Origin of the sequence: Nocardiopsis sp. B62 (genome assembly GCF_018070675.1) — a bacterium.
Taxonomy (GTDB): domain Bacteria; phylum Actinomycetota; class Actinomycetes; order Streptosporangiales; family Streptosporangiaceae; genus Nocardiopsis; species Nocardiopsis prasina.
Genome location: NZ_JAGPXK010000002.1, coordinates 192,090 through 214,442 on the forward strand (window position 1 = coordinate 192,090; position 22,353 = coordinate 214,442).

The following is a 22,353-nucleotide window of genomic DNA, read 5'->3' on the forward strand; positions in this document are numbered from 1 at the left end:
GGTTGTATGGACGCTCAGCAGGCGTTGGCATCTTTTGTCGTGTTCTCGCTCATTGTCACCGTCACCCCGGGCCCCGCCACCGTGATCGTCCTGAGGAACGGCATCATGCACGGGGTGCGTCCCGCCCTCGCGGCCTCTTTCGGTGCCGCTCTGGGCTCCCTCGCGTGGGGGTTCGCCGCGGCGATCGGGGTCGCCGCGATCGTGGCACGTTCGGATGCTGCCTTCGAGGCCCTGCGTTACGCGGGCGCCGCCTATCTCGCCTACCTGGGGGTGCGCACCGCCCTCGAACGCGCTCCCTCCTACGACCCCGATCCCGAACCGGAACCGGCCTCCCCCTCCTCGGGTCGCACCCGGCTCCGGCCCGTGTCCATGCGGAAGTGGTTCCGGCAGGGTCTGCTCGCTGACCTGCTGAGTCCCAAGGCCGGCCTCTTCTTCCTGGCGGTCCTGCCCCAGTTCGTTCCGCAGGGGTGGGCGCCCATGCCCGCGATGATGCTGCTCAGCCTCGTCGACTGCCTCCTGGTGGTGACCTGGCTCGGATTCCTCTCCTTCTTCGCCCACTACGCACTCCGACGCCTCCACCAACCCGTGTGGTACCGGACGGTCCAGATCGTCTGCGGGCTGACGCTCGTCCTGCTCGCACTGCACGTCGTCACGGTCGACCCGGGCCGTTAGCAGTTCCGGGGTTCCAGGGAAACATGTGCATTTCTCGTGAAAGGGATTCGTCATGCCCGAAACCAGGAAATCGGGGCTGGAGATCAGGCTGGTGGAGGCCTTGCAGCCGGTCAGGTACTTCGTTTTGGCGCAGGTGCTCCACCAGTTCATGGAAACCGGCCTCCATGAAGAGCTCAACGCGGGCCCGAGAACTGTGGGAGAGCTGTCGGAAAGCCTTTCCCTCCAGCCCCGGCGCCTGGAGGGGGTGCTGCACTACCTCGCGAACGAGGGCTACCTCAGCGAGGACGACGGCGTTTTCTCCATGGAGGAGAAGGCCCGGGAGACCGCCGTGTTCTCCTCCTGGTACAAACTCCTCGTCGGCGGCTACTCCCAGACCTTCGAGCAGCTCGGCCGCACCCTCCAACAGGGGGCGGGCTTCGCCTCCCGGTCCGGGCTGGACGTCGGGGTCGGCAGCTGCGGCATCAGCCAGTACGACGCCTATCCCGTGATCGTCGGACTGCTCGGGGAAGTCCGTGACGACGTCGAGTCCGTCGTCGACCTGGGGTGCGGTGACGGCAGCTCCCTGGCCGACCTCATGGAACTCCTGCCCGGGCTGTCGGCCATCGGAGTCGACCCGGAACCCGCGAGCGTCCGCGCGGGGGAGGAGCTCATGCGGCGGCGCGGCCTCGCCGACCGCGTCCGCCTGCGGGTGGCCGGTGCCGAGAACGCGCCCGAACTCGACCTCGGGCCCGGACCGGTGTGCTTCATCTCCGCCTTCGTGCTCCAGGAGCTCCTGGAACAGCAGGGGAGGGAGGCGGTGCTCGGCCTCGTGCGCGAGGTGTTCACCCACCACCCGGACTCGCACTGGATCGTTATCGAGGTCGACAACCGCATCGCGGATCGCGCCGCGATGGCGCACCGGCTGGCCCTGTCGTACTACAACCCGTACTTCCTGGTGCACTACCTCACCGAGCAGCGCCTGGAAAGGGACCGGTTCTGGCACGAACTCTTCGCCGAGGCGGGGGCCGAGGTCGCTCAGCAGCTGACGGCAGACCCCCGCGTCGACTCCACGGGCTTCCTGCTCGGATACCGCCTGCGAGTGAGTGCCGGAGGTGCACGTTGATCGAGACGCGCGCGAACTCCGAAAGGGAGCCGGTACCGGGGAGGACGGCGGAGCTGAGCTCCAACGAGTCCCCCGTCGGGCCGCCCCCCTCCGTCGTCGACCGGCTGCTCGCCCTCCAGCACACCCTGCACCGCTACCCCCGGGGAGCGAGCGCCCTGCTGCGCGGGGAGATCGCCACTCACTGGAACGTGAGGCCGGAGTGCCTGGTCCTGACCAACGGCGTCGACGAGGCCATCGACCTCCTCACCTCACTCACCGACCGGGCCTGGTGCACCGTCCCCGGGTTCGACGCCTTCTGGACCCGCCCCGAGACCAACGGTCTGCCCACCACCCGTCTGCCGCTGGGGGAGGACGGTCAGCCCACGGTCGGTCCCGATCGTGTCGGACCACACGGGGTCGCCTTCGTCGCCCGGCCCAACAACCCCACGGGAACCGTCGTCTCCGGCGAGTGGCTGGACGCGCTGCCCGCCCGGGTCGACCTCGTCTGCGTCGACGAGACCTACGTGGACTTCTCCGAGGAGCGCGGATACCTGCCGCGACTGGGGGAGTGGGACAACCTCTGCGTCTTTCGCAGCCTGTCCAAGGCACTCGGCCTCGCCGGGCTGCGCCTCGGAGTCCTGGCCGCCCCGCCCCTGCTCGCCGCCCGCCTGCGGGAACGGCAGCGCTTCTACTCGGCGGACGCCGTCAGCCTCCACCTGGCCGCCGCCGCGATCACCGACGACGCGTACCTGGAACGGCACCGCTCCCAGGTGATCCGGGGCCGTCAGCGCCTGGTCGACCTCCTCGGCGCCTCGGGCCTGTTCGTCGAGGTCCTGCACACGCAGACCAACTTCGTCATCGCGCGGTGCTCGGACCCCGCCGAGGCCGTGCGCGTGGAACGGCGGCTCGCCGAGCGCGGTGTCCACGTGCTCGAGTGCTCGCTGCTCGGTTACCCGGGGCGGCTGCGGATCTCCGTCGGCACGGAGGAGGAGACCGCGCTCCTGGGCGGGCTCCTGGCGGAGCTGACCAGGCAGGGGTCCCCTGCGCCCCCCGCCCTGGAGTGACCCCCTGACCGGACTGCCGGTCGGTACGTCGAGGGATCCCCGGGGCGACGACGGCCCGGGGATCCCCTGTGGGGCCACGAGCAGTGGTGCGGGCTGGCACAAGGCACGTTCTCATCCAGCTATGAGGGCCCTTTGGGGCGGAGTCCTCGTCAGTGGGCGGGCGGGGAGTTCGGCGCCCGCGGTCACGGGCCACTGGCATGATGTCGGACATGTCTCTCCCTCCCCAGCCCCCGCCTCCCCCTGGAGTCCAGCCCGCCCCGCTGGTAACGCCAGGCCGCCGTCCGCGCGGTGGATACATCGCGAGCCTGGTCTCCCTGGTGGCCACGGTGGTGGTCTTCGGCATCCTGCTCGCACTCGGCCCCTGGGTGCGTCACCCCGCCCCGGACTTCATCAGCGAAGTCGACCAGAACCTCGAAGTCGAGCTGGAGCTCGGTGAGGAACACCTGGGCGAACTCGGGGTCTTCGGTCGTTCGTTCGGCGGAGGGTGCTCGGTCCACCGCCCGTCCGGCACCCCGGGCAACGTGCAGATGCGGGGGGCGAGCAGTTTCTCCTACGGCGCCGACGAGTGGAACCTGGTCCACGTCCTGGAGATCGTCGAGCCGGGTACCCACACGATCTCCTGCTCCAATGAGGGGGTCGAGTTCGGTGTCGCCTCCATGCACGTGGTCGAGACCGCCTCCACCCGACAGATGCTGTGGGCGTTCACCTGGATCGGCCTGCCCGCTCTGGGACTGATCACCACCGTGACCATCGGCATCGTCACGCTGGTGCGCGACCGTAGGGAGAAGGCGGCCTCCGCTACGCACCGCTGACCGTGTCCGAACACCGAACAGGGGTCCGCTGGTCAGCGGACCCCTGCTCGTTTCCTCGGTGGTCCCGGTATGCCTAGAGCGGGGTGACGTTGGGGCCGAGCAGGCCGTAGGTGACCTCGTACTCCTTGGTCTCACCGGTCGCGCCGTCCAGGGCCACGCAGGTGCTCGCGTGCTCGTCGACCGTGGCGGCCACCACCTCGCCCTCCAAGCCGCAGTCGATGTAGGGCAGGAGGCTGAACACCCGGATGGTGTGCTCCAGCTGCTCGACGATGATCGGCCCCGTGACCAGGCGGGCGCTCTCGGCGGCATAGGTCTCCGAGCTCCGTTCCTCGTCCAGCTCGACCAGGTACTCGAACTCCTCACCCATGTAGGTGACGACGCAGCTGTAGCTCTCCTCCGCGTGCAGGTCGACCTCCGGGCACTCGGAGGTTGCGTCGGGATCGGCGGTCCAGTTCATCTCGGAGACCTTGACCAGGGCCGTGTGCGCGTTGATCTCGTGCCTGGGAGCGCCTCGCTCGGGCTCCGGGGGCATGTGGGACTCGTTGATGCCCGGCCGCTTCTGGTTCTCCGTGGGAACGTCGCCGTAGGTGAACCCGGTGGTGTCGATCTCCTGTGTGGCCTCGGCTTCCGAGCCGCCTTCCCCGCCACAGGCGGTCAGGGCCAGTGAGAGGGCGGCCCCCACGAGGAGAAGGGGGCGGGGGTTGGCAGAGTGCATGGGGGTGCTCCTGAGAGAAGGAGGGGCAGGGGTACGTGCACTATCGCACCTCCTGCGCGTGGGTCCGCACACACGCTCAGTGTCCGACGTGCGACCGCGCGCATCGTCCCGTACCTGCTTGACCAGGCACGTTCATCCCACTGGGCGGAGCCTTGGCTGGGAGTCCGAAAAAACTCGATATTCGGGTGAACTCCATAGCCCCGACCGCCATCAGAACGCACATAAAGGAACAGCAGACACAGGCGGAGCGAAGGCGGGAGTGGCCCGCGCCGCACGGGAGAAAGGGAGAAACATCTTGGTACGCGACTTATGCACCGAAACTCGGGCGCGCGTCGACGAAGACCTCCCCGGCGCGGTCTCTTCCGGCGTCGAAGGGGCGAAGGCAGAGGTCGAAGCGCCTCCCAGCGCCCGTCGGGACGGCCGAGCATCCCGGCGTCTCGTTTCCTCCGGGGTTTTCGAAGCGCCGCACCATCCCCCGTCGCGCGTGCTTCGAAATAAAACCTCATAAAGTACCCCGAACACGACAGAACAAACTTCCTGTTATCAGGAGCCTCCTTCACTGGGGAGAAAGGAATCGCATGAAGCGCAGTTTCCGTACCACCGTCCTGGCCCTAGCGACCTCCGGTCTGGTGGTCGTCGGCTCTTCGGCGTGTTCCTCGGGGGAAGTGATCGACACGGTGTCGTCGGTCGGTTCGTCCCAGGCGGGGGACGACTCCGGTGCCGCTGTGGTGACGGAGCCCCGGAACGGCGAGCTGGAGTACCTCGCCCCGGGCAAGTTCATCATCGACGGGGAGGCCTTCTTCGTCACCGAGGAGACGCGCTACCTCGGCGGCCACCACGTCTGCCCCGCCGAGAACGGTCTCGACGAGAACGCCTTCGGGATCGTGGAGTGCGACCTGGAGTCGTTCGAGGCCGCGGCCCAGGGGGAGACGCGTATCTTCGTCCAGGCCATGGTTGACGAGAACGGGAACGCGGAGTCGATCACCGAGTACGACAACGACAGCCACCACGAGCCGGAGGGCCCCGAGGCCCCGGAGGAGTCCGGCGGGTTCACCGGCACCCTGGCGGGCGGCCTGGACTACGTCGCCCCGGGTGAGTACATCGTCGAGGACACCGCGTTCTTCGTGTCGGAGGACACCGTCATCCACGCTGGCATCTACGCCTGCGCCGACGGTGTGCAGGACCCCGACACCGGCCTCGTGACGTGTGACTTCGACGAGTTCGACGCCACCGTCGCGAGCGGGAACCCGGTCCTGGCCGAGGTCGAGATCGTCGACGGGATCGCCACGTCGATCACCGAGTACTAGGAGTTCTCCGTACGGGGGACCTCCCCGGACGCGGACGCCCATCGCCCTCGCGACGAGTGAGGCGGTGGGCGCCCGTCTGGGATACGAAAAAAGGCCCTGCTCAGCAGGGCCTTCCTTTGTGTCCGAGGGGGGAGAGCTCTCCGTCATCCCGTTCGGGGACGAGGACGAGGCCGTCCGGATCGCCGAAGACTCCCCGTACGGGCTCGGGGGCGGGGTGTGGACAGGCCGACCCCGAACACGGCGCGGCCGTCGCCCGCCGAATCCGTTCCGGCTACCTCACCGTGAACGGGGCGTCCGTCTCCCCGTCGGCCCTGTTCGGCCTCGTCTTGCGAGAGATTGCCTGGAGGCCGCTGGCGTCGATCGGCGCGAGCACCGAATCAACCTCTCAGGTCAGTACACCCAGGGCGCCTTTCGCGAGCACGGTGTCCGCCGAGACGATGTCCGGCCGCCCGCGCCGGGATGCTCGAGAGGGGGACCGGAGCACGCCTGGAGCGTGGTCCGATCCCCCCGGGCCTCGGCAGGATCCACCCGTCCTTCCACCGAGTGGCGGCGTGGACACCCCCATCCGCTGGAGCACGTGATGCGTGGTCGCCGTTCAGGCGCCGGTTCCAGCAGAGTGCTCGGGGGAGCCGCTACGGCCGTGGGATCGGCGGCATCCTGTCGTCGCTAGGCGACGGGCTTGCGCACCCTGCGTTTGAGACCGGTCCAGACGGGCTTGAGGAGCCCGGCGAACAGAACGATCACTACAAGGGCCCAGATGGTGATCGAAATGCCGGAGGCACCGACCATCGCCCAGATGTCACCTCGGTAGGTGACCATTCCCTGGACGAAGTAGCGCTCGATCATCGACCCCAGGACCAGACCCACCAGCAGCGAAGCCGGAGAGAAGTCGAGCAGCCTCAGGAAGTATCCGAAGATTCCAGCGATCAGCACGATGTGCAGGTCGATGAAGTTGCTGTTGATGCTGTAGGCCCCGATGGACGCGATGATGATGATGAACGGAACCATGTAGCGCATCGGGGTCATGATGAGCTTGATCCACACCCCGATCAGGGGCAGGTTCAGCAGAAGCAACATGACGTTGGCGACCAGGATGGACGCGATCACCGACCAGAAGAGGTCGGGCCGCTGGGTCGCCAACAGGGGACCGGGCTGGACCCCCTGAACGGTCATGGCCGAGATCATCAGGGCCAGGGTGGCGGAGAACGGGATGCCCAGCATCAGTACCGGAACGATACTGCCGATGGTGGCCGAGGAGTTGGCCGCCTCCGGGCCAGCCACGCCTTCCACGGCGCCGGTGCCCAAGTCCTTCCGGTGCTTGGAGACCGTCTGTTCGACCTTGTACGAAGCGAAGGTGGAGAGCGCGGCCGCCGGACCAGGAATCAGTCCGAACCCGAAGCCGATCAGGGAACCGCGTCCCCAGGGTGTGATCGACCGGCCGAGCTCCTCCTTGGTCGGAATCAGTTCACGCAGACGGAGGCGTCTGGGTTTGGGTCGCTTGGAGTCCCCGGTGAGCATGAACATCAGCTCGGAGAGACCGTAGAGACCGACCGCGACACTGGCCAGCGCGACCCCCAGGGTCAGGTCGATCTGACCGAAGGTGAAGCGGTTCGTCGAGGTGTTGACGTCCAGCCCGATCGTCGCCAGCGCCACACCGATGATCATCGGTAGGAGCCCCGACCCCAGGGATCCTCCGGAGATCCTGGCGAGGACGAGCAGACCGCCCGCGGTCAGAGCGAAGAACTCCGCTGGGCCGAACCGCATGGCCACGCCGGTGACCGCGGGCAGGACCAGCAGCACGATGGCCAACCCGATCAGACCGGATATGAACGACCCGAGGGTCATGATGGTCAGGGCCGCTCCGCCGCGGCCGTTCTTCATCATCGGGTGGCCGTCGAAGGTCGCGACGACGGACTGCGCGTCACCGGGCATGTTCAGCAGGATCGACGTCATCGACCCCGCGAACTGGGTACCGATGTAGATGCCGGCGATCATGATCATGCCGACCACGGGCTCGTAGGCGAAGGTCAGCGGTAGCAGCAGCGCGGCACCGGCGACCGGCCCGAGACCGGGAAGGATACCGATCAGCGTGCCGGCCAGCGCACCCACGAAGGCCGCCAACAGCAGTTCGGGAGAGAGCGCGAGGTCGAGGCCGTAAAGAAAGCCTTCAATAGTTCCCATGGTTTATGCCTCTTACGAAATGATCATGCCGCTGGGCAGTCGAATCCCCAGGGCCTCAGAGAAGAAGAGGGTCAAGATGATTCCCATGACAACGCCGATAATAATGGATTTCAACCATGAGTCACGGCCGACCACGCGAATGAATGCTGTGGCGAAGAGTGCCGATGCGATGTACTGACCCAGTATCGGGATCAGTACGGCGTAAAAGACGACCACCATGGCTGTGAATATGAGGACGTCTTTGAGATCACGCCCGCGAGGAAAATCGATCTGACCCGATTCCGAGCGTCCCAGTAGTGATTCAATGATCACAATGAGGGAGATGGCTGCCCCGGCGATGCCGATCCATCCGGGGATCATCCCCGGGCCCGGTTGGGACAGCGTTCCGTTGTCGAGCTCTCTTCCCGCCAGGTAGTATCCGACGAAAATGGCCAGGAAGAGGGCTCCGAAGAGAATGCGACCCAATCGTTTCGGGTCGTTCTGCAACCCTTGCGATGATCTTTCTGACGCTTGGCCGGCGTTCTCGGTCTCAGCCATCAGTTATCGCGGTCGTTTCCGAGTTCGATGCCGTGCTCGATGTTGGCCTGGATGTCCTCCAGGTAGGCGTCCAGCTCGTCACCCGTGGCCACGTGGGGAAGTACGCCCTGCCCGCGGGCCCACTCGGACCACTCGTCGCTCATGATGATGGTGTCGGAGGCATCACGCAGGGCCGACTCGACGTCCTCCTCCAGGCCGGCCGGGGCCATGGTCATGTAGTCCGAAGTGAAGGGGATGTCGTATCCGGCCTCGTTGAATTGGACCGCGTCGGGGAGGAAGTCGCTGTAGTCCTCCGGGCCGCTGTAGGCGATCGCCCGAAGGTCACCCGACTCGACCAGCCCCAACTGCCCGGAGGCGTTTCCTACCACGGCGTCCAGGCGTCCGCTCATGACTTCCAGAGCCGCTTCCCCGGTACCACCGGCGGTGGTGACCAGTGATACCTCGATGCCTGCCAGCTCTTCGAGGTAATAGATAACGAAAGCCGGGTTGCCCATGCCGGCGGGGGTGCTGATCTGGATCTCCCCCGGATTCCGTTCGGCGGCCTCGACCAGGTCGTCCAACGTCTCGTAGTCGGAATCCGGGGAGACGAACAACCCGTAGGGTGTGCCGGACATCTTGGCCAGGGGCGTGAAGTCCGTTGGTGTTTCGTACTGGGCCTCACCGGTGACCAGGGGCTGGGCGACGAATCCTCCGGAGGTACCGAGCCCCAGGGTGTAGCCGTCGGCCTCGGCACCGGCCAGTTGGGTGATGCCGACCGCCTCGTCTCCGCCGGGCACGTTGATGACGTTTCCACTGGCGTCGAGTTCCGACTCCAGCATCTGGACGAACTGGCGGCCGACGGGGTCGGCTCCGCCACCCGGGTTGTAGGGCACGATGTATTGGATGGAGTCCGAGGGGTAAGCGCCGCCGTTGTCGCTACAGCCCGCAAGAATGAGAGGGGCGATCGCCGCAGCGGCCACCAGCATGCGGTGATTCCGCTTGCTTGTTCGATTGACTGCGGGTCGCGATGAGGGGGAGCGCATGATTCTCTCTTTCGGGATTTTGGGCATAGTGATAAGGCGGAGTTCCGTGACGGAGGATCCACGTTCGGGAAGCGTTGAGTAACGTGAGATCTGCGTCACATTATCATGGAATGACCGGTTGTAGCACCACTTGTCGGATAAAATGAACCCGGCCGGGACAAGCTCTATGAGCGCTGCGCCCGAGGGCTTATGTATAACCATTCGATTTCGATATGCGGCGGATGGAACGTTGTCGGGCCGGGCGGTTCGGCGCGTGAACGGGTGGGGATCGGCTGTCGGGCCCCAGGCGCCGGAGCCGTCCGATGTTCGCCCTCTTCCATCGTTTTCACCATGTCGTCTGTCGGGGAAGACGCAGGCGTGGTCGAGCTTCACCACGGGAGGAGCCGGGGACGGCTCAGCCGAGCGGTTGGGTGTCATCGTCTTTTCCGGACGTGAGACCGGTATTCCGCTGAACCCCCCCCGGTGCGCTTCGACCTTCGGGGTGTTCTCAAGCCGGGGACTCGATCGCTTTGAGTTGTGTCAGGGGCGGCCGGGTCGGAGGGGCCCGATGGCGCGTTCACCGTGCATCGACGGCCGGCACGGGTTCACCGCTGCCGGAACGCGGCCTCGATGTGGTCGCGCATGGTGTCGGCGGCCTCCTCGGCCCGGTGCGCCCTGATGTGGTCGACCATCCGCGTGTGTTCATCGAGCGACGTGCTCCAGCGCTGGTCCGTGCGCAGCGTCGTGGGGGAGATGGACATCGACTGCACTCCGTGCTTCTGGTTCGCCTCGATGAGGAACGGGTTACCGCTGGCCTGCCAGATGATCAAGTGGAACCTGTAGTTCAGTTCCCTGCGCAGGGTGGCGGAAGGGTCCGTCAACTCGGACTGCTCAGCGAGGCTGGCCTCCAGCTGGATCACCGCGTTCTCGCTCCTGCGCATCGCGGCGAGTCGACAGGCCTCCGACTCCAGGATCTTGCGCATCTCGTAGAGCTGGCCCATCTTCTCGCCGTCCCACACGGTCACCCGGGTCCTGCGGCCCAACCGTTCGGCCAACCCGTCCACGAGCAGCCGCGCCACGGCCTCCCGGACCGGGGTTCGCGAGGTGCCGACGAGGTCGGCCACGGCGCGTTCGTTGAGGTCGTATCCCTGTTCGAGAGACCCGTCGAGGATGCGGGCGCGAAGCCGCTGGTAGACGCTTTCGACCTGGGTGCTGCCCGTCATGACGCGGCCGACCGACCCGCGATCCGGCCGAAGACGATGCCCGCGGCCAGCCCGGAACCGCCCGGGTAGTTCTCGCTGAACAGGCCGCCCAGGGCCTCCCCGCAGGCGTAGAGCCCCGGGATGACCGATCCGTCCTCATGGACCACTCGCGCCTGTGAGTCGCCCTTGAGCCCGCCGAAGGTGAAAGTGATGCCGCAGGTGACGGGGTAGGCGTAGAAGGGGCCCTCGGAGATGGGGTTGGCCCAGTTGGACTTGGGCGGTGTGGTGTCGGCCGAACGGCCGTCCTTGACGTTGGGATCGAACTCCACCGAGGTGCGGATCGAGTCGTTGAAGGACCGGACGGTCTCGACGAGTCCGTCCTCGTCGATCCCCGAGAGCCGGGCGAGCTCCTCCAGTGTGTCGGCGATGTGCTCGCCGACGCCGGGGACCTCGTACTCCTGCGGACGGAGCATGGGACGCAGCGGTGCGTCGAAGATCTGCCAGGCGACGGCGCCCGGCTGCATGAGTACTTCCTTGCCGTACTTGGCGTAGGTGAGGTTGCGGAAGTCGGCGCCTTCGTCGAGGAAGCGCTTGCCATCGCGATTGACGATGATGCCCAGTGGGTAGCTCTGGCGGGTCAGCCGGTTGGTGACTTCGTAGTTGGACTCGTTGTCCGTGAAACCCGCGTCCCACTGAGTGGCGTGGCAGGAGCTCCAGTCCCCGCCCTTGGCAGCACCGAGCTTGAGTGCCTCGTTCAGCATGGTGCCGGTGTTGAACGGGGTTCCGCGGGTGATGGCGTGGTGCCACTGCGGACCCATGTGCTCGGTCCGCATCTCCTTGCTCGCTTCGAAGCCGCCGCTTCCCAGGACGGTTGCCTCGGCCTGGACGGTGTGTTCTTCGCCGTCGTGTTCGTAGACCACCCCGGTGACCACGCCGTCGGTTTCGATCAGGCGGAGGGCACGGGCACCGAAGAGGATCTCGATGCCGGATTCCCTGGCTGCGCGGTGGTGATCGCGGACCAGCCCTTGGCCGCCGTCGACGTTTCCGACGTGCAGCCCGCCCCAGAACAGGTAGCCGCCGTCGGGACGCTCATAGGCCTGACGCTCGTACATCAGGCGGTACCGAAGGCCCTTGGAACCGAGCCACCGCATGTCATCGGCGATGTTCGAGACCAGGGTCGAGGTCATCTCGGGATCGTTGCGCCCGCCGGTCACCCGCTCCAGGTCCGCGGCGTATTCCTCCCGGGAGTAGGGCGGCACCTCCGTGTCGCCGTGTCGCTCATCGGGCTCGATGAGGTCCAGGAGACTCTCCAGACCGTCATGGGTGATGCGCGTGGCGCCCGCCGTGAAGTAGCTGTTGCCGCCGGCCTGGTCCTTGGGTGCGGCTTCCAGGACCAGGACTCGCCTGCCGTGTTCCCGGGCCGCGTGAGCCGCGCACATGGCGGCGTTGCCGGCGCCCACAACGAGAACGTCAGTCGTGCTGGTGGACATTTACTCCCCTTTGGTATACCAAGTGCACGAAAGGTATTCCAAGGGTAAAACGCCTGTCAAGGGTTTCGTGCCTGGTTCGCCGGGGTTTCGAAGCGATGAATGATTGAGGTCAAGTGACGGCACAAGCGGACAAATCCGGCTGGGGCCGGGCCTTGGGTGTACTGCGATCGCTGGCCGGGGCAGTGGTGGTGGGTTCGCTCCTCGAACTGATGGGGGTGCCCGCGGGAATGCTGTTGGGCAGCGCCATCGGTGCCGCCCTGGCCAACCACGAGTGGTCATCGCGGCTGCGGTCGACCGCCTTCCCTCGACCGCTGAGGCATGTCGGGCTGCTCCTGGTCGGTCTGGTCAGCGGTGTTTTGCTCACCATGGACTCCCTGGCGAGCACGGCTTCCGTCGCCATCCCGGTGATCGCCGCCTATCTCGGGCTCGTCCTGGTGAACCTCCTGGTCATCGCCCTGCTGATGGCCCGCTACGACGTCGACCCGGCCACCGCTGTCCTGGCCGTCACGCCGGGCGGTCTGGCCGAGGTCACTTCACTGGCCATCGACAAAGGAGCTGAGATGGACGTGGTGATGACCGTGCACGCGGTCCGGCTGTTGACCATCGTGTTCGTGTTCCTGCCCGTGGTGTTGGCGGTGGTGGGTTCATGACACCGCTACCCCTGCTCGCGGTCATGGCGGGTTCCCTGGGCGCCGCCCTCGTCTTCCGATGGGTCCGCATGCCGCTGTGGCCCCTCACAGGAGGTCTGGTGGGAGCGGCCGCGGTGAACCTCGGCTTCGGCCTCGCCGCGGAGGTGCCCGTCGTGATCTCCCTGACCGGACAGTTGTTGATCGGCACGGCCATCGGTTCCACCATCGGACCGGAGGTGTTCCGGCGGTTCCTACGGATCCTCGGCCCCGGAACGCTCGCGGTGACGGTCGTGTTGGGCGCTGGGCTTCTCTTCGGGTGGTTGTTCGCCGCTACGGGGCTCATGGACCCCGCTGAGTCGATGCTGGCGCTGGTGCCCGGTGGTGTGGGGGAGATGGTGGCCGCGGCGATCGCCCTCGACCTCGACAGCGCCCAGGTGGTCGGTGTGCAGGTCGTGCGCATCCTGACCGTGTTGCTGAGCCTGCCGCTGGTCTTCTGGGTGAGCGAGTGGATTCACCGCCGCTGGATAGCCGGACCGGACGACTCCGCCCGGTAGCGGAATCGGTCATCCGACCCACTCCGCGGTGGCTCCCGGCCGGCTCGTGGCGTACCACTCGGGCCGCTCGGGGCTGCCCCGCGAGGCCCTGGCGGTGTGGCCATGGAAGCTCGGGTTCAGTACGAGGGGCGATGGCTGGGTGGCCGCCCGCCTGGGGCGGGCACGAAAAAGGCCCTGCTGAGCAGGGCCTTCCTTTGTGTCCGAGGGGGGACTTGAACCCCCACAGCCTTAACGGCCACTAGCACCTCAAGCTAGCGCGTCTACCTATTCCGCCACCCGGACCGGGCTGTTCGGTCTGTGTCGCTCCGAACAGGTTTAACCATAGCAAAGGTCTGGGGGAGTCCGAACCAGTTTTCCGGCGGGGGGTCATCGTGACAGGCTCTAGGCCAAAAGGTGCGTCCTGAGATGGGAGAACCAGATGGTGGAACCGGGCAGGGAACCGAGCGCGGGCGAGGTCGAGGTCGTCGACCTGTGCCGTGAGCTCATCGAGTTCGACACCTCCAACTACGGTGACCACTCCGGGCCGGGGGAGCGCAAGGCCGCGGAGTACGTGGCGGCCAAGCTCGACGAGGTCGGGGTGGAGTCGCGGATCTACGAGAAGCACCCCGGGCGCAGCAACGTGGTGGCCCGGATCGCCGGTGAGGACTCCTCGCGTCCGCCGCTGCTCATCCACGGCCACCTGGACGTCGTCCCGGCCGCCCCCGAGGACTGGACCCACCACCCCTTCGCCGGTGAGGTCGCGGACGGGTGCGTGTGGGGTCGCGGCGCCGTCGACATGAAGAACATGAACGCGATGGTGCTGGCGATGCTGCGTCAGCGGCTGCGGGAGGGGCGCAGGCCCCCGCGTGACATCGTGCTGGCCTTCCTCGCGGACGAGGAGGCGGGCGGCACCTGGGGTGCCCAGTACCTGGTGGACGAGCACCCCGAACTGTTCGCGGACTGCGACTCCGCGATCAGCGAGGTGGGCGGCTTCTCCTTCACGGTCAACGAGAACCGGCGCCTCTACCTGGTGGAGACGGCGGAGAAGGGCATCGCGTGGATGAAGCTGACCGCGCGCGGCACCGCCGGGCACGGTTCGATGACCAACCGGGACAACGCCGTCACCGAGCTGGCGGCGGCCGTCGCCAGGCTCGGACAGCACGAGTTCCCCGTGCAGCTCACCCCGACGGTGCGGACCTTCCTGGAGGAGATCTGCGAGGAGTTCGGGATTCCCTTCGACGAGAGGGACGTGGACGCCACGGTGGCCCGGCTGGGCCCCATCGCCAAGATGATCGGCGCCACCCTGCGCAACACCCTCAACCCGACGGTGCTCGGCGGCGGATACAAGGCCAACGTCATCCCGGGTGAGGCCACCGCCCAGGTGGACGGGCGCTTCCTGCCCGGGACCGAGGACGAGTACTTCGCGAAGGTCGACGAACTGCTCGGCCCGAAGGTCAGCCGCGACTTCATCCACCACCTGCCCGCGGTGGAGACCTCCTTCGACGGCGGCCTGGTGAACGCCATGTCGGAGTCCCTGCTGGCCGAGGACCCGGGCGCCAAGGCCGTGCCCTACTGCCTGTCGGGCGGCACGGACGCCAAGAGCTTCTCCCGCCTGGGCGTGCGCAACTACGGCTTCGCCCCGCTGAAGCTCCCGCCGGAGCTCGACTTCGCGGGCATGTTCCACGGGGTCGACGAGCGCGTCCCCGTGGACGGTCTCCAGTTCGGTGTGCGGGTGCTGGACCGGTTCGTCGGCATGAGCTGACCGGCTATTTCCCCCATAGGGGGACGGGCCGGGTGGACCGCGTCGGGAAGTTCTCGGCGCGGTTCTTTTTTTCGCCCATGGTCACTCACGGTGATGCTAGTGTTGCTTTCAGTTCAGCGAGGCCTCTGTTTTTCGGGGCTTCGCGGTGCGACCGTCTGCGGCGTCGCCGCACGGGACCGTCCAGCAGTAACGACACGAAGGGGCATCCCATGGTGCTCGCGAGCCGAGGGTGGCTGGTTTCCTCCAGTCGCGCTGCTCGCAATGCCCGTGGTGCCTACGCTCGGTTGCTGCTCCTGTCCGGCATCGTCGCCGTCGCCTGGCTGGCCGGGGGAGTGGGTGTCGCGAACAGCGAGACCGCTTCCCAGTCCGGCGGGCTCGGCGGGGGCGTCCTGGGCGTCGGCGAGATCACTGACCGCACCGGTCAGGCCGCCGAGGAGCTCCGGGACTCCGGACTCTCCGACACCGCCAGCCGGGCCGCCTCGTCCACCGAGGCCCTCGCTGGCAGCGTCGTTCCGCAGGCGTCCTCCCTTCCGGGGAACGCACTCCGGGAGACGGGCGCGGCGCTGGAGGAGAGTTCCGTCGGCGCGGTCGTCCACGAAACCGGGCAGGCCGTCGACGACACCGCGCGAGGGGCCACCGGCCTCGTCGCCGGGGTCGCGCGTACCAGCCAGGGTGTCGTCGGTTCCACGGACGAGTCGCTTCGCGAGTCCGCACTGGTCGACAGTGTGGCCACGAGCCTGAACGAAACGGTCGGTCGGAGCGGTATCGACTCCGTGACCGAATCCGGTGGTCCCCTCGGACTGCCGATCCTGGGCTCCGAGGAGGAGCCCGCCGTCTCCGCGCCCACCGCCGAGCGTTCCGACGCCGAGGAGCGGGAACGCGCGGAGCGTGAGCGTGAGGAGCGGGTGGCCCGCGTCAAGGACGAGGTCGCCGCCCACGTCGCCCAGACCTCGTGGCGTGTGGCCAACGAGGTCGCGGAGAACGCCGGTGACACGGCCTCCGACGACGACTCCGCCGAGCGCATCCGCCTCATCGGCGGTGGCTCGCACCACCAGGTCGGGCCGGACACCACCGGTGCCTCCGCCCCGTCCTTCCCGGCACCCGGTGCCGCTGGTTTCCTCATGGCCCGCGCCGGTCACATGGCGCTTCGGGCCCAGCGGGTCGCCCTTCCCGGCGACCCCACCCTGGTTGTTCGCGATGCCGCGGACGACCCCTCCTACTCTCCCGACTAGCCGCGCTCCCAGACCGCGGCCGGTCCGTGCGCCCTGCGCACAGCCGCCCTGCCGACTCCCGGTGGGCGTGCTCTCTTCCCAAGGCTCCATAGCCGGGAACTCCGTCCGCGGTCACCACGAGTAGCAGTGAAATCTCCTCGTCGACCAAAGGACAGCCGATGACCCAGTCAACCCACCTCCGCTTCGCCGCCCTCGTGGCGACCGGATTCTTCGTCGCCGCCAGCGGCATCGCCCACGCCGACACCACGACCAGCGGGAACGGGTCGCTCGGCGGAGGCAACCAGCTCGTCGTCGACGGCGACGTTCCGATCAACCTCTGCGGGAACGCCATCGCGGTCCTCGGTATCGCCGGTGCCAACTGCACCGACGGCGACGCCAGCGTGACCGAGGTCGGCAAGCCGAAGAACCCGCACCCCGGCTACGACGGCTACGAGCCCGGCAAGCCCGGCAAGCCCGGAGAGCCCGGCAAGCCCGGTGAGCCCGGAGAGCCCGGCGACCCGGGTGAGCCCGGCAAGCCCGGGGAGCCGGAGGGGGACAAGCACGAGGAGAACCCCGACGAGCAGGACCCCGTCGTGGAGACCCCCGAGGAGCCTGAGGGTGAGCAGGACCGCGAGGAGGAGCAGGAGGGGGACGAGCCGTCTCCGTCCGAGGAGCCCTCGCCCGCCACCCCGGGGACCCCCGAGCAGCCCGCCGACTCCGCCTCGCCCACCGCTCCGCCCGCCGACGAGCAGCGCCTCGCGGTGACGGGCACCGACCAGAGCGGCCTCGCCGCGCTGCTCGCCGCGGCGGTCCTCACGGTCGCCGCGGGCGCGGGCCTCCTGCTCTTCGGCAAGCGCCGCAGGGCCAGGGCCTGACCTGATCAGCTTCCCGGGCCCGCCCCAGGGCCCGGGGGTTGACGCGAGTCCCGTAGCACCGGCCGAGGCCATGTGCTCGGGGTTCACGTCAGCCGCCGCCCAACCAGGGCGGAGCTGATCGACGGGGTGTGGACGTCCGCACGCAGCCAGCGCAGACGGACGCCGCCCACACCCACCAGCCCGGCAGACAACGCACCGCCCAGGTGCGGAGCCCACCGGATGATCCCCGGCGCCTCGGCCGAAGGCCCGCACTCCACCCAGGAGTGTGGAACGGCCTGTGGCCCGCACACGACACCTTCTCATCAACTTGTTCTCTTGAAAGGACTTCCCACATGCGTAAGTGGGCCAGCACCTCCGCGAAGTCCGTGCTCATGGCGGCCGGCTTCGTTGCTCTGGGCACCGGCGTGGCCTTCGCCGACAGCGATGTCGCCACCAGCGGCAACGGCTCGGTTCTCGGCGGCAACCAGGCCGTCGTCGACGCGGACGTCCCCGTCAACCTGACCGGGAACGCCGTGGGCGCCGTCGCCGGTATCGCCGGTGCATCCAGCACGGGCTCCGACGCCAAGGTGATCGACCACCACCACAACGAGGTGCACACCTCGGGCAACGGCTCGATCCTGGGCGGCAACCAGCTGGTCGTCGACGGTGACATCCCCGTCAACGTCACCGGCAACGCGATCGGCGCCGTCGGCGGCGTCGCCGGTGCCTCCAGCACCGGCAGCGACTCCAAGGTCCTCCACCACGGGCACGGTCACAAGCACGGCCACAAGCACGGTGAGCCCGACATCGCCACCTCCGGCAACGGCTCCCTCATCGGCGGCAACCAGATCGTCGGTGACCTGGACGTCCCGGTGAACATCTCCGGCAACGCGATCGGCGCCGTCGGCGGCGTCGCCGGTGCCGCGGCCACGGACGCGGACGCGATCGTCCGTCAGAGCCACGAGGCCCCCCGCGTCGAGCACCAGTCCGCTCCGATCACCGCGACCGACCTGGTCAGCGAGGCCGTGAGCAACGCGCAGATCCTGCCCGACACCTCCGGCATCGACGCGGGCATCCTGCGTCAGTCCGCCCCGGTCCGCGAGCACCAGTCGATCGCCACCTCCGGCAACGGCTCCGTGCTCGGCGGCAACCAGGCCGTCGTGGACCTGGACGTCCCCGTGAACGTCGCGGGCAACGCGATCGGTGCGGTCGGCGGTGTCGCGGGGGCGGCCGCCACTGACAGCGACGCGGTCGTCAAGGAGGCCCAGCGCGACATCGCGACCTCCGGCAACGGCTCCGTGCTCGGCGGCAACCAGCTGGTCGCCGACGCCGACGTCCCGGTGAACGTCGCGGGCAACGCCGTGGCCGCCGTCGCGGGTGTCGCGGGCGCCAGCGCCACCGACGCCGACTCCAAGGTCGTGCACCAGAGCGCGGAGACCGAGCCGCAGTCCTCGGCCCTGAGCAGCGTCCCGGTCGTCGACCGCCTGCCCGAGGTGCCCGTCTCCGAGATGCTGCCCGTCGGCTACGACCTGAGCGAGACCGCCGCGCAGTCGGTGCAGGAGCACGCCCCGGAGCGCGCCTCCGAGCTGCCCAAGGCCTCCGAGATCCCGGCCGTCGACCCGGTCGGTGACCTGCTGGGCGCCGCCGGCATCGGCCTGTAGCTGACAGAACGGGTTCCAGGATCCGTGCGGCGGACGCCTCCGGGCGTCCCTCCGGACGCGGTCCGCAGGACCTGAGTGGGGGGTGTGCCCGTTCACGGCCACCCGCCGGACCAGGGGAGTGCGGCCTCCCGTTCCGTTATGGAACGCGGTGGACTGCGGGAAGCCGGAACTCCCCGGGCACGGCGGCGGCGGTGGGTCGGGACAGTGTCCCCGCGACCGGCACCGAGTGAGGTGCCGTGCACGTCCGAAGTGAAGTGGTGGTGAGTCGCCTCCGCGCTCCCGTTCCGTTATGGAACGCGGTGGACTGCGGGAGGGTGGGGGTGACGACCGCCGAGCTCAGGACGTGAGCCGAGTCCTCCCGGGAATATCCGGGAGGACTCGCCGCATTCTGGAGGCGGAGACACCCTGACACCCCGAAGTGTGATGCAAGTCACTTTCTCGGGGTGTTCCAGGTGCTCTCCCGAGCAGGAAAAGGTTCGGGGGAGAGCGGCGCCACGGCCGGTAGCGCAGGTTACGGGCCGGTACCGGCTCGGGTTGCGCTTATTCTGCGGGTGCCGGTGGGAGAGGGCCCGACGTCCGTGGAGGGTGAGCCCCCAATGAGGGGCCAGGCCCGCTCACCGACGGGGGAGAGCCCGTAGTTCGGTTACTGTCGGTTCCCACGGGACCCGAAGGACCGCGGCCGACAGAACACGTAAGGCTAGACGTAGGGGAAACAGCGTGCCACCCACGAAGGGCAGCGCCGGCAAGAACGGCTCGAAGGACAACGCAAGCCAGGGGGCGGGTACCGCCCTCGTCATCGTCGAGTCACCAGCCAAGGCGAAGACCATCGCCGGGTACCTGGGGCGCGGCTACGTCGTCGAGTCCAGCATCGGTCACATCCGTGACCTGCCCACCAAGGCCGCGGAGATCCCCACCAAGTACCGGGGGCAGCCCTGGGCGCGGCTCGGTGTGGACGTGGACAGCGACTTCGAACCGCTCTATGTCGTCAACTCCGACAAGAAGGCGCACGTCAAGAAGCTCAAGGAGCTGATGGCGGACGCCGACGAGCTCCTGCTGGCCACAGATGAGGACCGCGAGGGTGAGGCCATCGCCTGGCACCTGCGCGAGGAACTCAATCCCAAGATCCCCGTCCGCCGGATGGTCTTCAACGAGATCACCAAGGACGCCATCCAGCACGCCGCGAACAACACGCGCGACCTGAACACCCGCCTGGTCAGCGCTCAGGAGACACGCCGCATCCTCGACCGCCTCTACGGCTACGAGGTCTCCCCCGTGCTGTGGAAGAAGGTCATGCCGAAGCTCTCGGCTGGCCGCGTGCAGTCCGTCGCGACCCGTCTGGTGGTCGAGCGCGAACGCGAGCGCATGGCGTTCACCTCCGCCGAGTACTGGGACCTCAAGGCGCTCTTCGACGCAACTGAGGCCGGGGTCCCCGACGGTCCCGCCACGTTCCCGGCGACGCTCTCCTCCGTGGACGGCAAGCGGATCGCCTCGGGGCGTGACTTCACCCCCCAGGGCACCATCCGCTCCGACCGCGACGTGCGCCAGATGGACGAGGCCACGGCCCGCGGCCTGGCCGAGCGCCTGGCCGGGGCCGGTTTCGCGGTGAAGTCGGTGGAGCGCAAGCCCTACCGCCGCTCGCCGTACGCGCCCTTCCGTACGACCACCCTCCAGCAGGAGGCCTCCCGCAAGCTCAACCTGTCCGCGAAGCAGACCATGCAGGTCGCCCAGCGGCTGTACGAGAACGGGTACATCACCTACATGCGTACCGACAGCACCACGCTGTCGGACAGCGCGATCAACGCCGCCCGCAACCAGGTGCGGCGCCTGTACGGCGGCGACTACCTGCCGGACAAGCCGCGCGTGTACGCCAAGAAGGTCAAGAACGCGCAGGAGGCCCACGAGGCCATCCGCCCCGCCGGTGAAACCTTCCGGACCCCGAACGAGACCCCGCTGTCCGGACCCGAGCTGCGCCTGTACGACCTCATCTGGAAGCGCACCGTCGCCTCCCAGATGAAGGACGCGGTCGGCGAGTCCGTGTCCGTGCGGATCGAGGGGACCTCCTCCAACGGCGAGGTCGCCGAGTTCTCCGCCAGCGGCAAGGTCATCACCTTCCACGGCTTCCTGAAGGCCTACGTGGAGGGCTCCGACGACCCGGCCGCCGACCTCGACGACCGTGAGCGCCGCCTGCCCGCGATGTCCGAGGACGACCCGGTCAAGGCGCAGAGCCTGGAGGCCGAGGGGCACAGCACCCGGCCGCCCGCGCGCTACACCGAGGCGACCCTGGTCAAGGAGCTGGAGGAGCGGGAGATCGGCCGCCCCTCCACCTACGCCTCGATCATCGGCACCATCCTGGACCGCGGCTACGTGTTCAAGAAGGGCACGGCGCTCGTGCCGTCCTTCCTGGCCTTCGCCGTGGTGCAGCTGCTGGAGCGCCACTTCGGGAACCTGGTGGACTACGAGTTCACCGCCCGCCTGGAGGACAGCCTCGACGACATCGCCCGGGGCGAGGCCGAGAGCCTGCCGTGGCTGCGACGGTTCTACTTCGGTGGCGAGGACGCCCAGGGCAACCAGGAGACGGGGCTCAAGGAGCTGGTGGGCGACCACCTCTCCGACATCGACCCCAAGGAGGTCAGCTCCCTCCCGCTGCCCGGCACCGACATCGTGCTGCGGGTGGGGCGTTACGGCCCCTACCTGGACCGCGAGGGCGTCCGCGTGAACGTCCCGGAGGACCTGGCCCCCGACGAGCTGACCGAGGAGAAGGCCGAGGAGCTCTTCGCCCAGCCCAGCGGGGACCGCGAGCTCGGCACGGACCCGGAGACCGGCCGCATGATCGTGGCCAAGTCGGGGCGGTACGGTCCCTACGTCACCGAGGTCATCCCGGAGCCGGAGGAGCCCGAGGGCGAGACCAAGCCCAAGGCGAAGAAGGCCGCCAAGGTGAAGCCGCGCACGAGCTCGCTGCTCAAGGACATGGACCTGGACACGGTCACCCTGGAGGACGCGCTGCGCCTGCTGTCCCTGCCCCGCGTGGTGGGACAGCTCGACGGCGAGGACGTCACCGCCCAGAACGGCCGCTTCGGCCCGTACCTGAAGAAGGGCACCGACAGCCGCTCCCTGGAGACCGAGGAACAGATGTTCACGGTCACCCTGGAGGAGGCCCAGGCGATCTTCGCCCAGCCCAAGCAGCGCGGTCGCCGGGCGGCGGCCCCGCCCCTGCGCGAGCTCGGTGAGGACCCGGAGTCGGGCGCCAAGATGGTGATCAAGGACGGCCGGTTCGGTCCCTACGTCACCGACGGGGAGAGCAACGCCTCCCTGCGCAAGGGGGACGAGGTCGAGTCGATCACCGACGAGCGCGCCGCCGAACTGCTGGCCGAGCGTCGGGCCAAGGCCCCCGCCAAGAAGAAGGCCCCGGCGAAGAAGCCCGCCGCGAAGAAGACCCCGGCGAAGAAGCCCGCGGCGAAGAAGACCGCGACCACCACGGTCAAGAAGGCGGCGGCGAAGAAGCCCGCGGCCAAGAAGACCGGCGAGCCGAAGACGACGGCGAAGAGGACCACCGACGAGTCCTGACCGCCCCGATCGCGCGCCCGGGTGCACCCTCACGGGGGAGGCCCGGGCGCGCGGTTCTCCGGCTGCACGGTTCCCTG

General features: G+C 68.2%; 19 protein-coding genes and 1 tRNA gene. 13 read left to right on the top strand and 7 right to left on the bottom strand.

Annotated elements, in window-relative coordinates; all coding sequences use genetic code 11:
- Positions 1 to 6: 6 nt before the first annotated feature.
- The 4 genes from KBX21_RS02945 to KBX21_RS02960 all read left to right on the top strand — a co-directional run bounded on the left by KBX21_RS02945 (position 7) and on the right by KBX21_RS02960 (position 3,629).
- Positions 7 to 672, top strand: a complete 666-nt coding sequence (locus KBX21_RS02945) for a LysE family translocator (RefSeq protein ID WP_199776698.1) — start codon at positions 7 to 9, stop codon at positions 670 to 672.
- A 52-nt stretch (positions 673 to 724) separates the two neighbouring features.
- Positions 725 to 1,774: a 2-ketoarginine methyltransferase gene (locus KBX21_RS02950; RefSeq protein ID WP_049579883.1), complete on the top strand. Its 1,050-nt coding sequence runs from the start codon at positions 725 to 727 to the stop codon at positions 1,772 to 1,774.
- On the top strand, positions 1,771 to 2,817 hold the full coding sequence (locus KBX21_RS02955; protein WP_210840937.1) for a histidinol-phosphate transaminase: 1,047 nt from the start codon (positions 1,771 to 1,773) through the stop codon (positions 2,815 to 2,817). Before KBX21_RS02950 ends, KBX21_RS02955 begins: the two co-directional genes overlap by 4 nt.
- 209 nt (positions 2,818 to 3,026) lie before the next feature.
- On the top strand, positions 3,027 to 3,629 hold the full coding sequence (locus KBX21_RS02960; RefSeq protein WP_247665129.1) for a hypothetical protein: 603 nt from the start codon (positions 3,027 to 3,029) through the stop codon (positions 3,627 to 3,629).
- 73 nt (positions 3,630 to 3,702) lie between these two features.
- On the opposite strand, the gene KBX21_RS02965 is transcribed toward KBX21_RS02960, so the two are convergent.
- The gene (locus tag KBX21_RS02965; protein ID WP_210840938.1) at positions 3,703 to 4,344 is read right to left on the bottom strand and encodes a hypothetical protein; all 642 of its coding nucleotides are present in this window, start codon (positions 4,342 to 4,344) and stop codon (positions 3,703 to 3,705) included.
- A 578-nt stretch (positions 4,345 to 4,922) separates the two neighbouring features.
- On the opposite strand from KBX21_RS02965, the gene KBX21_RS02970 reads away from it, so the two are divergent.
- The gene (locus tag KBX21_RS02970) at positions 4,923 to 5,651 is read left to right on the top strand and encodes a hypothetical protein (protein WP_210840939.1); all 729 of its coding nucleotides are present in this window, start codon (positions 4,923 to 4,925) and stop codon (positions 5,649 to 5,651) included.
- A 118-nt stretch (positions 5,652 to 5,769) separates the two neighbouring features.
- Positions 5,770 to 6,321 (top strand): aldehyde dehydrogenase family protein, encoded by a 552-nt coding sequence (locus KBX21_RS02975; RefSeq protein WP_307869145.1) that lies wholly within the window; start codon positions 5,770 to 5,772, stop codon positions 6,319 to 6,321.
- Here the strand turns inward: KBX21_RS02975 and KBX21_RS02980 are convergent.
- The 5 genes from KBX21_RS02980 to tcuA all read right to left on the bottom strand — a co-directional run bounded on the left by KBX21_RS02980 (position 6,318) and on the right by tcuA (position 12,062).
- Positions 6,318 to 7,832: a tripartite tricarboxylate transporter permease gene (locus KBX21_RS02980; protein ID WP_049570950.1), complete on the bottom strand. Its 1,515-nt coding sequence runs from the start codon at positions 7,830 to 7,832 to the stop codon at positions 6,318 to 6,320. The two genes, KBX21_RS02975 and KBX21_RS02980, sit on opposite strands and share 4 nt — an antisense overlap.
- A gap of 12 nt (positions 7,833 to 7,844) precedes the next feature.
- Positions 7,845 to 8,369 (bottom strand): tripartite tricarboxylate transporter TctB family protein, encoded by a 525-nt coding sequence (locus KBX21_RS02985; RefSeq protein ID WP_049570945.1) that lies wholly within the window; start codon positions 8,367 to 8,369, stop codon positions 7,845 to 7,847.
- Complete coding sequence (locus tag KBX21_RS02990; protein ID WP_234003900.1) at positions 8,369 to 9,241, bottom strand: tripartite tricarboxylate transporter substrate binding protein; 873 nt, start codon at positions 9,239 to 9,241, stop codon at positions 8,369 to 8,371. Before KBX21_RS02990 ends, KBX21_RS02985 begins: the two co-directional genes overlap by 1 nt.
- A 734-nt stretch (positions 9,242 to 9,975) precedes the next feature.
- Positions 9,976 to 10,593, bottom strand: a complete 618-nt coding sequence (locus KBX21_RS02995) for a GntR family transcriptional regulator (RefSeq protein ID WP_049570939.1) — start codon at positions 10,591 to 10,593, stop codon at positions 9,976 to 9,978.
- Positions 10,590 to 12,062 (bottom strand): FAD-dependent tricarballylate dehydrogenase TcuA, encoded by a 1,473-nt coding sequence (tcuA, locus tag KBX21_RS03000; protein WP_210840940.1) that lies wholly within the window; start codon positions 12,060 to 12,062, stop codon positions 10,590 to 10,592. The genes KBX21_RS02995 and tcuA overlap by 4 nt, the downstream gene beginning before the upstream one ends.
- 113 nt (positions 12,063 to 12,175) lie before the next feature.
- Between tcuA and KBX21_RS03005 the strand changes: the two genes are divergently transcribed.
- Both KBX21_RS03005 and KBX21_RS03010 read left to right on the top strand, forming a co-directional pair.
- Entirely contained in the window at positions 12,176 to 12,712 is a 537-nt protein-coding gene (locus KBX21_RS03005) for an AbrB family transcriptional regulator (RefSeq protein ID WP_049570933.1), read from the top strand.
- A complete protein-coding gene (locus KBX21_RS03010) occupies positions 12,709 to 13,245 on the top strand; it encodes an AbrB family transcriptional regulator (protein WP_210840941.1) in 537 nt (178 codons plus the stop codon). The genes KBX21_RS03005 and KBX21_RS03010 overlap by 4 nt, the downstream gene beginning before the upstream one ends.
- Before the next feature lie 197 nt (positions 13,246 to 13,442).
- On the opposite strand, the gene KBX21_RS03015 is transcribed toward KBX21_RS03010, so the two are convergent.
- Positions 13,443 to 13,527: transfer RNA gene (locus KBX21_RS03015), tRNA-Leu, on the bottom strand.
- A gap of 136 nt (positions 13,528 to 13,663) precedes the next feature.
- On the opposite strand from KBX21_RS03015, the gene KBX21_RS03020 reads away from it, so the two are divergent.
- The 5 genes from KBX21_RS03020 (at position 13,664) to topA (ending at position 22,276) form a co-directional block, all read left to right on the top strand.
- A complete protein-coding gene (locus KBX21_RS03020) occupies positions 13,664 to 14,986 on the top strand; it encodes a M20/M25/M40 family metallo-hydrolase (protein WP_210840942.1) in 1,323 nt (440 codons plus the stop codon).
- Between the two features lie 209 nt (positions 14,987 to 15,195).
- Entirely contained in the window at positions 15,196 to 16,218 is a 1,023-nt protein-coding gene (locus KBX21_RS03025; RefSeq protein WP_210840943.1) for a hypothetical protein, read from the top strand.
- A gap of 158 nt (positions 16,219 to 16,376) precedes the next feature.
- The gene (locus tag KBX21_RS03030; RefSeq protein WP_210840944.1) at positions 16,377 to 17,072 is read left to right on the top strand and encodes a chaplin family protein; all 696 of its coding nucleotides are present in this window, start codon (positions 16,377 to 16,379) and stop codon (positions 17,070 to 17,072) included.
- A 332-nt stretch (positions 17,073 to 17,404) separates the two neighbouring features.
- Positions 17,405 to 18,712, top strand: a complete 1,308-nt coding sequence (locus tag KBX21_RS03035; RefSeq protein WP_210840945.1) for a hypothetical protein — start codon at positions 17,405 to 17,407, stop codon at positions 18,710 to 18,712.
- A 717-nt stretch (positions 18,713 to 19,429) separates the two neighbouring features.
- Positions 19,430 to 22,276 carry a type I DNA topoisomerase gene (gene topA / locus KBX21_RS03040; RefSeq protein ID WP_049570913.1) on the top strand — a complete coding sequence of 949 codons (2,847 nt, stop codon included), beginning with the start codon at positions 19,430 to 19,432 and terminating at the stop codon, positions 22,274 to 22,276.
- The last annotated feature ends 77 nt before the right edge of the window (positions 22,277 to 22,353 follow it).

Coding starts and splice junctions, on each gene's coding strand:
- KBX21_RS02945 (WP_199776698.1), top strand. CDS start 7: ATGGACGCTCAGCAGGCGTTGGCATCTTTTGTCGTGTTCTCGCTCATT.
- KBX21_RS02950 (WP_049579883.1), top strand. CDS start 725: ATGCCCGAAACCAGGAAATCGGGGCTGGAGATCAGGCTGGTGGAGGCC.
- KBX21_RS02960 (WP_247665129.1), top strand. CDS start 3,027: ATGTCTCTCCCTCCCCAGCCCCCGCCTCCCCCTGGAGTCCAGCCCGCC.
- KBX21_RS02965 (WP_210840938.1), bottom strand. CDS start 4,344: ATGCACTCTGCCAACCCCCGCCCCCTTCTCCTCGTGGGGGCCGCCCTC.
- KBX21_RS02970 (WP_210840939.1), top strand. CDS start 4,923: ATGAAGCGCAGTTTCCGTACCACCGTCCTGGCCCTAGCGACCTCCGGT.
- KBX21_RS02980 (WP_049570950.1), bottom strand. CDS start 7,832: ATGGGAACTATTGAAGGCTTTCTTTACGGCCTCGACCTCGCGCTCTCT.
- KBX21_RS02985 (WP_049570945.1), bottom strand. CDS start 8,369: ATGGCTGAGACCGAGAACGCCGGCCAAGCGTCAGAAAGATCATCGCAA.
- KBX21_RS02995 (WP_049570939.1), bottom strand. CDS start 10,593: ATGACGGGCAGCACCCAGGTCGAAAGCGTCTACCAGCGGCTTCGCGCC.
- tcuA (WP_210840940.1), bottom strand. CDS start 12,062: ATGTCCACCAGCACGACTGACGTTCTCGTTGTGGGCGCCGGCAACGCC.
- KBX21_RS03010 (WP_210840941.1), top strand. CDS start 12,709: ATGACACCGCTACCCCTGCTCGCGGTCATGGCGGGTTCCCTGGGCGCC.
- KBX21_RS03020 (WP_210840942.1), top strand. CDS start 13,664: ATGGTGGAACCGGGCAGGGAACCGAGCGCGGGCGAGGTCGAGGTCGTC.
- KBX21_RS03025 (WP_210840943.1), top strand. CDS start 15,196: ATGGTGCTCGCGAGCCGAGGGTGGCTGGTTTCCTCCAGTCGCGCTGCT.
- KBX21_RS03030 (WP_210840944.1), top strand. CDS start 16,377: ATGACCCAGTCAACCCACCTCCGCTTCGCCGCCCTCGTGGCGACCGGA.
- KBX21_RS03035 (WP_210840945.1), top strand. CDS start 17,405: ATGCGTAAGTGGGCCAGCACCTCCGCGAAGTCCGTGCTCATGGCGGCC.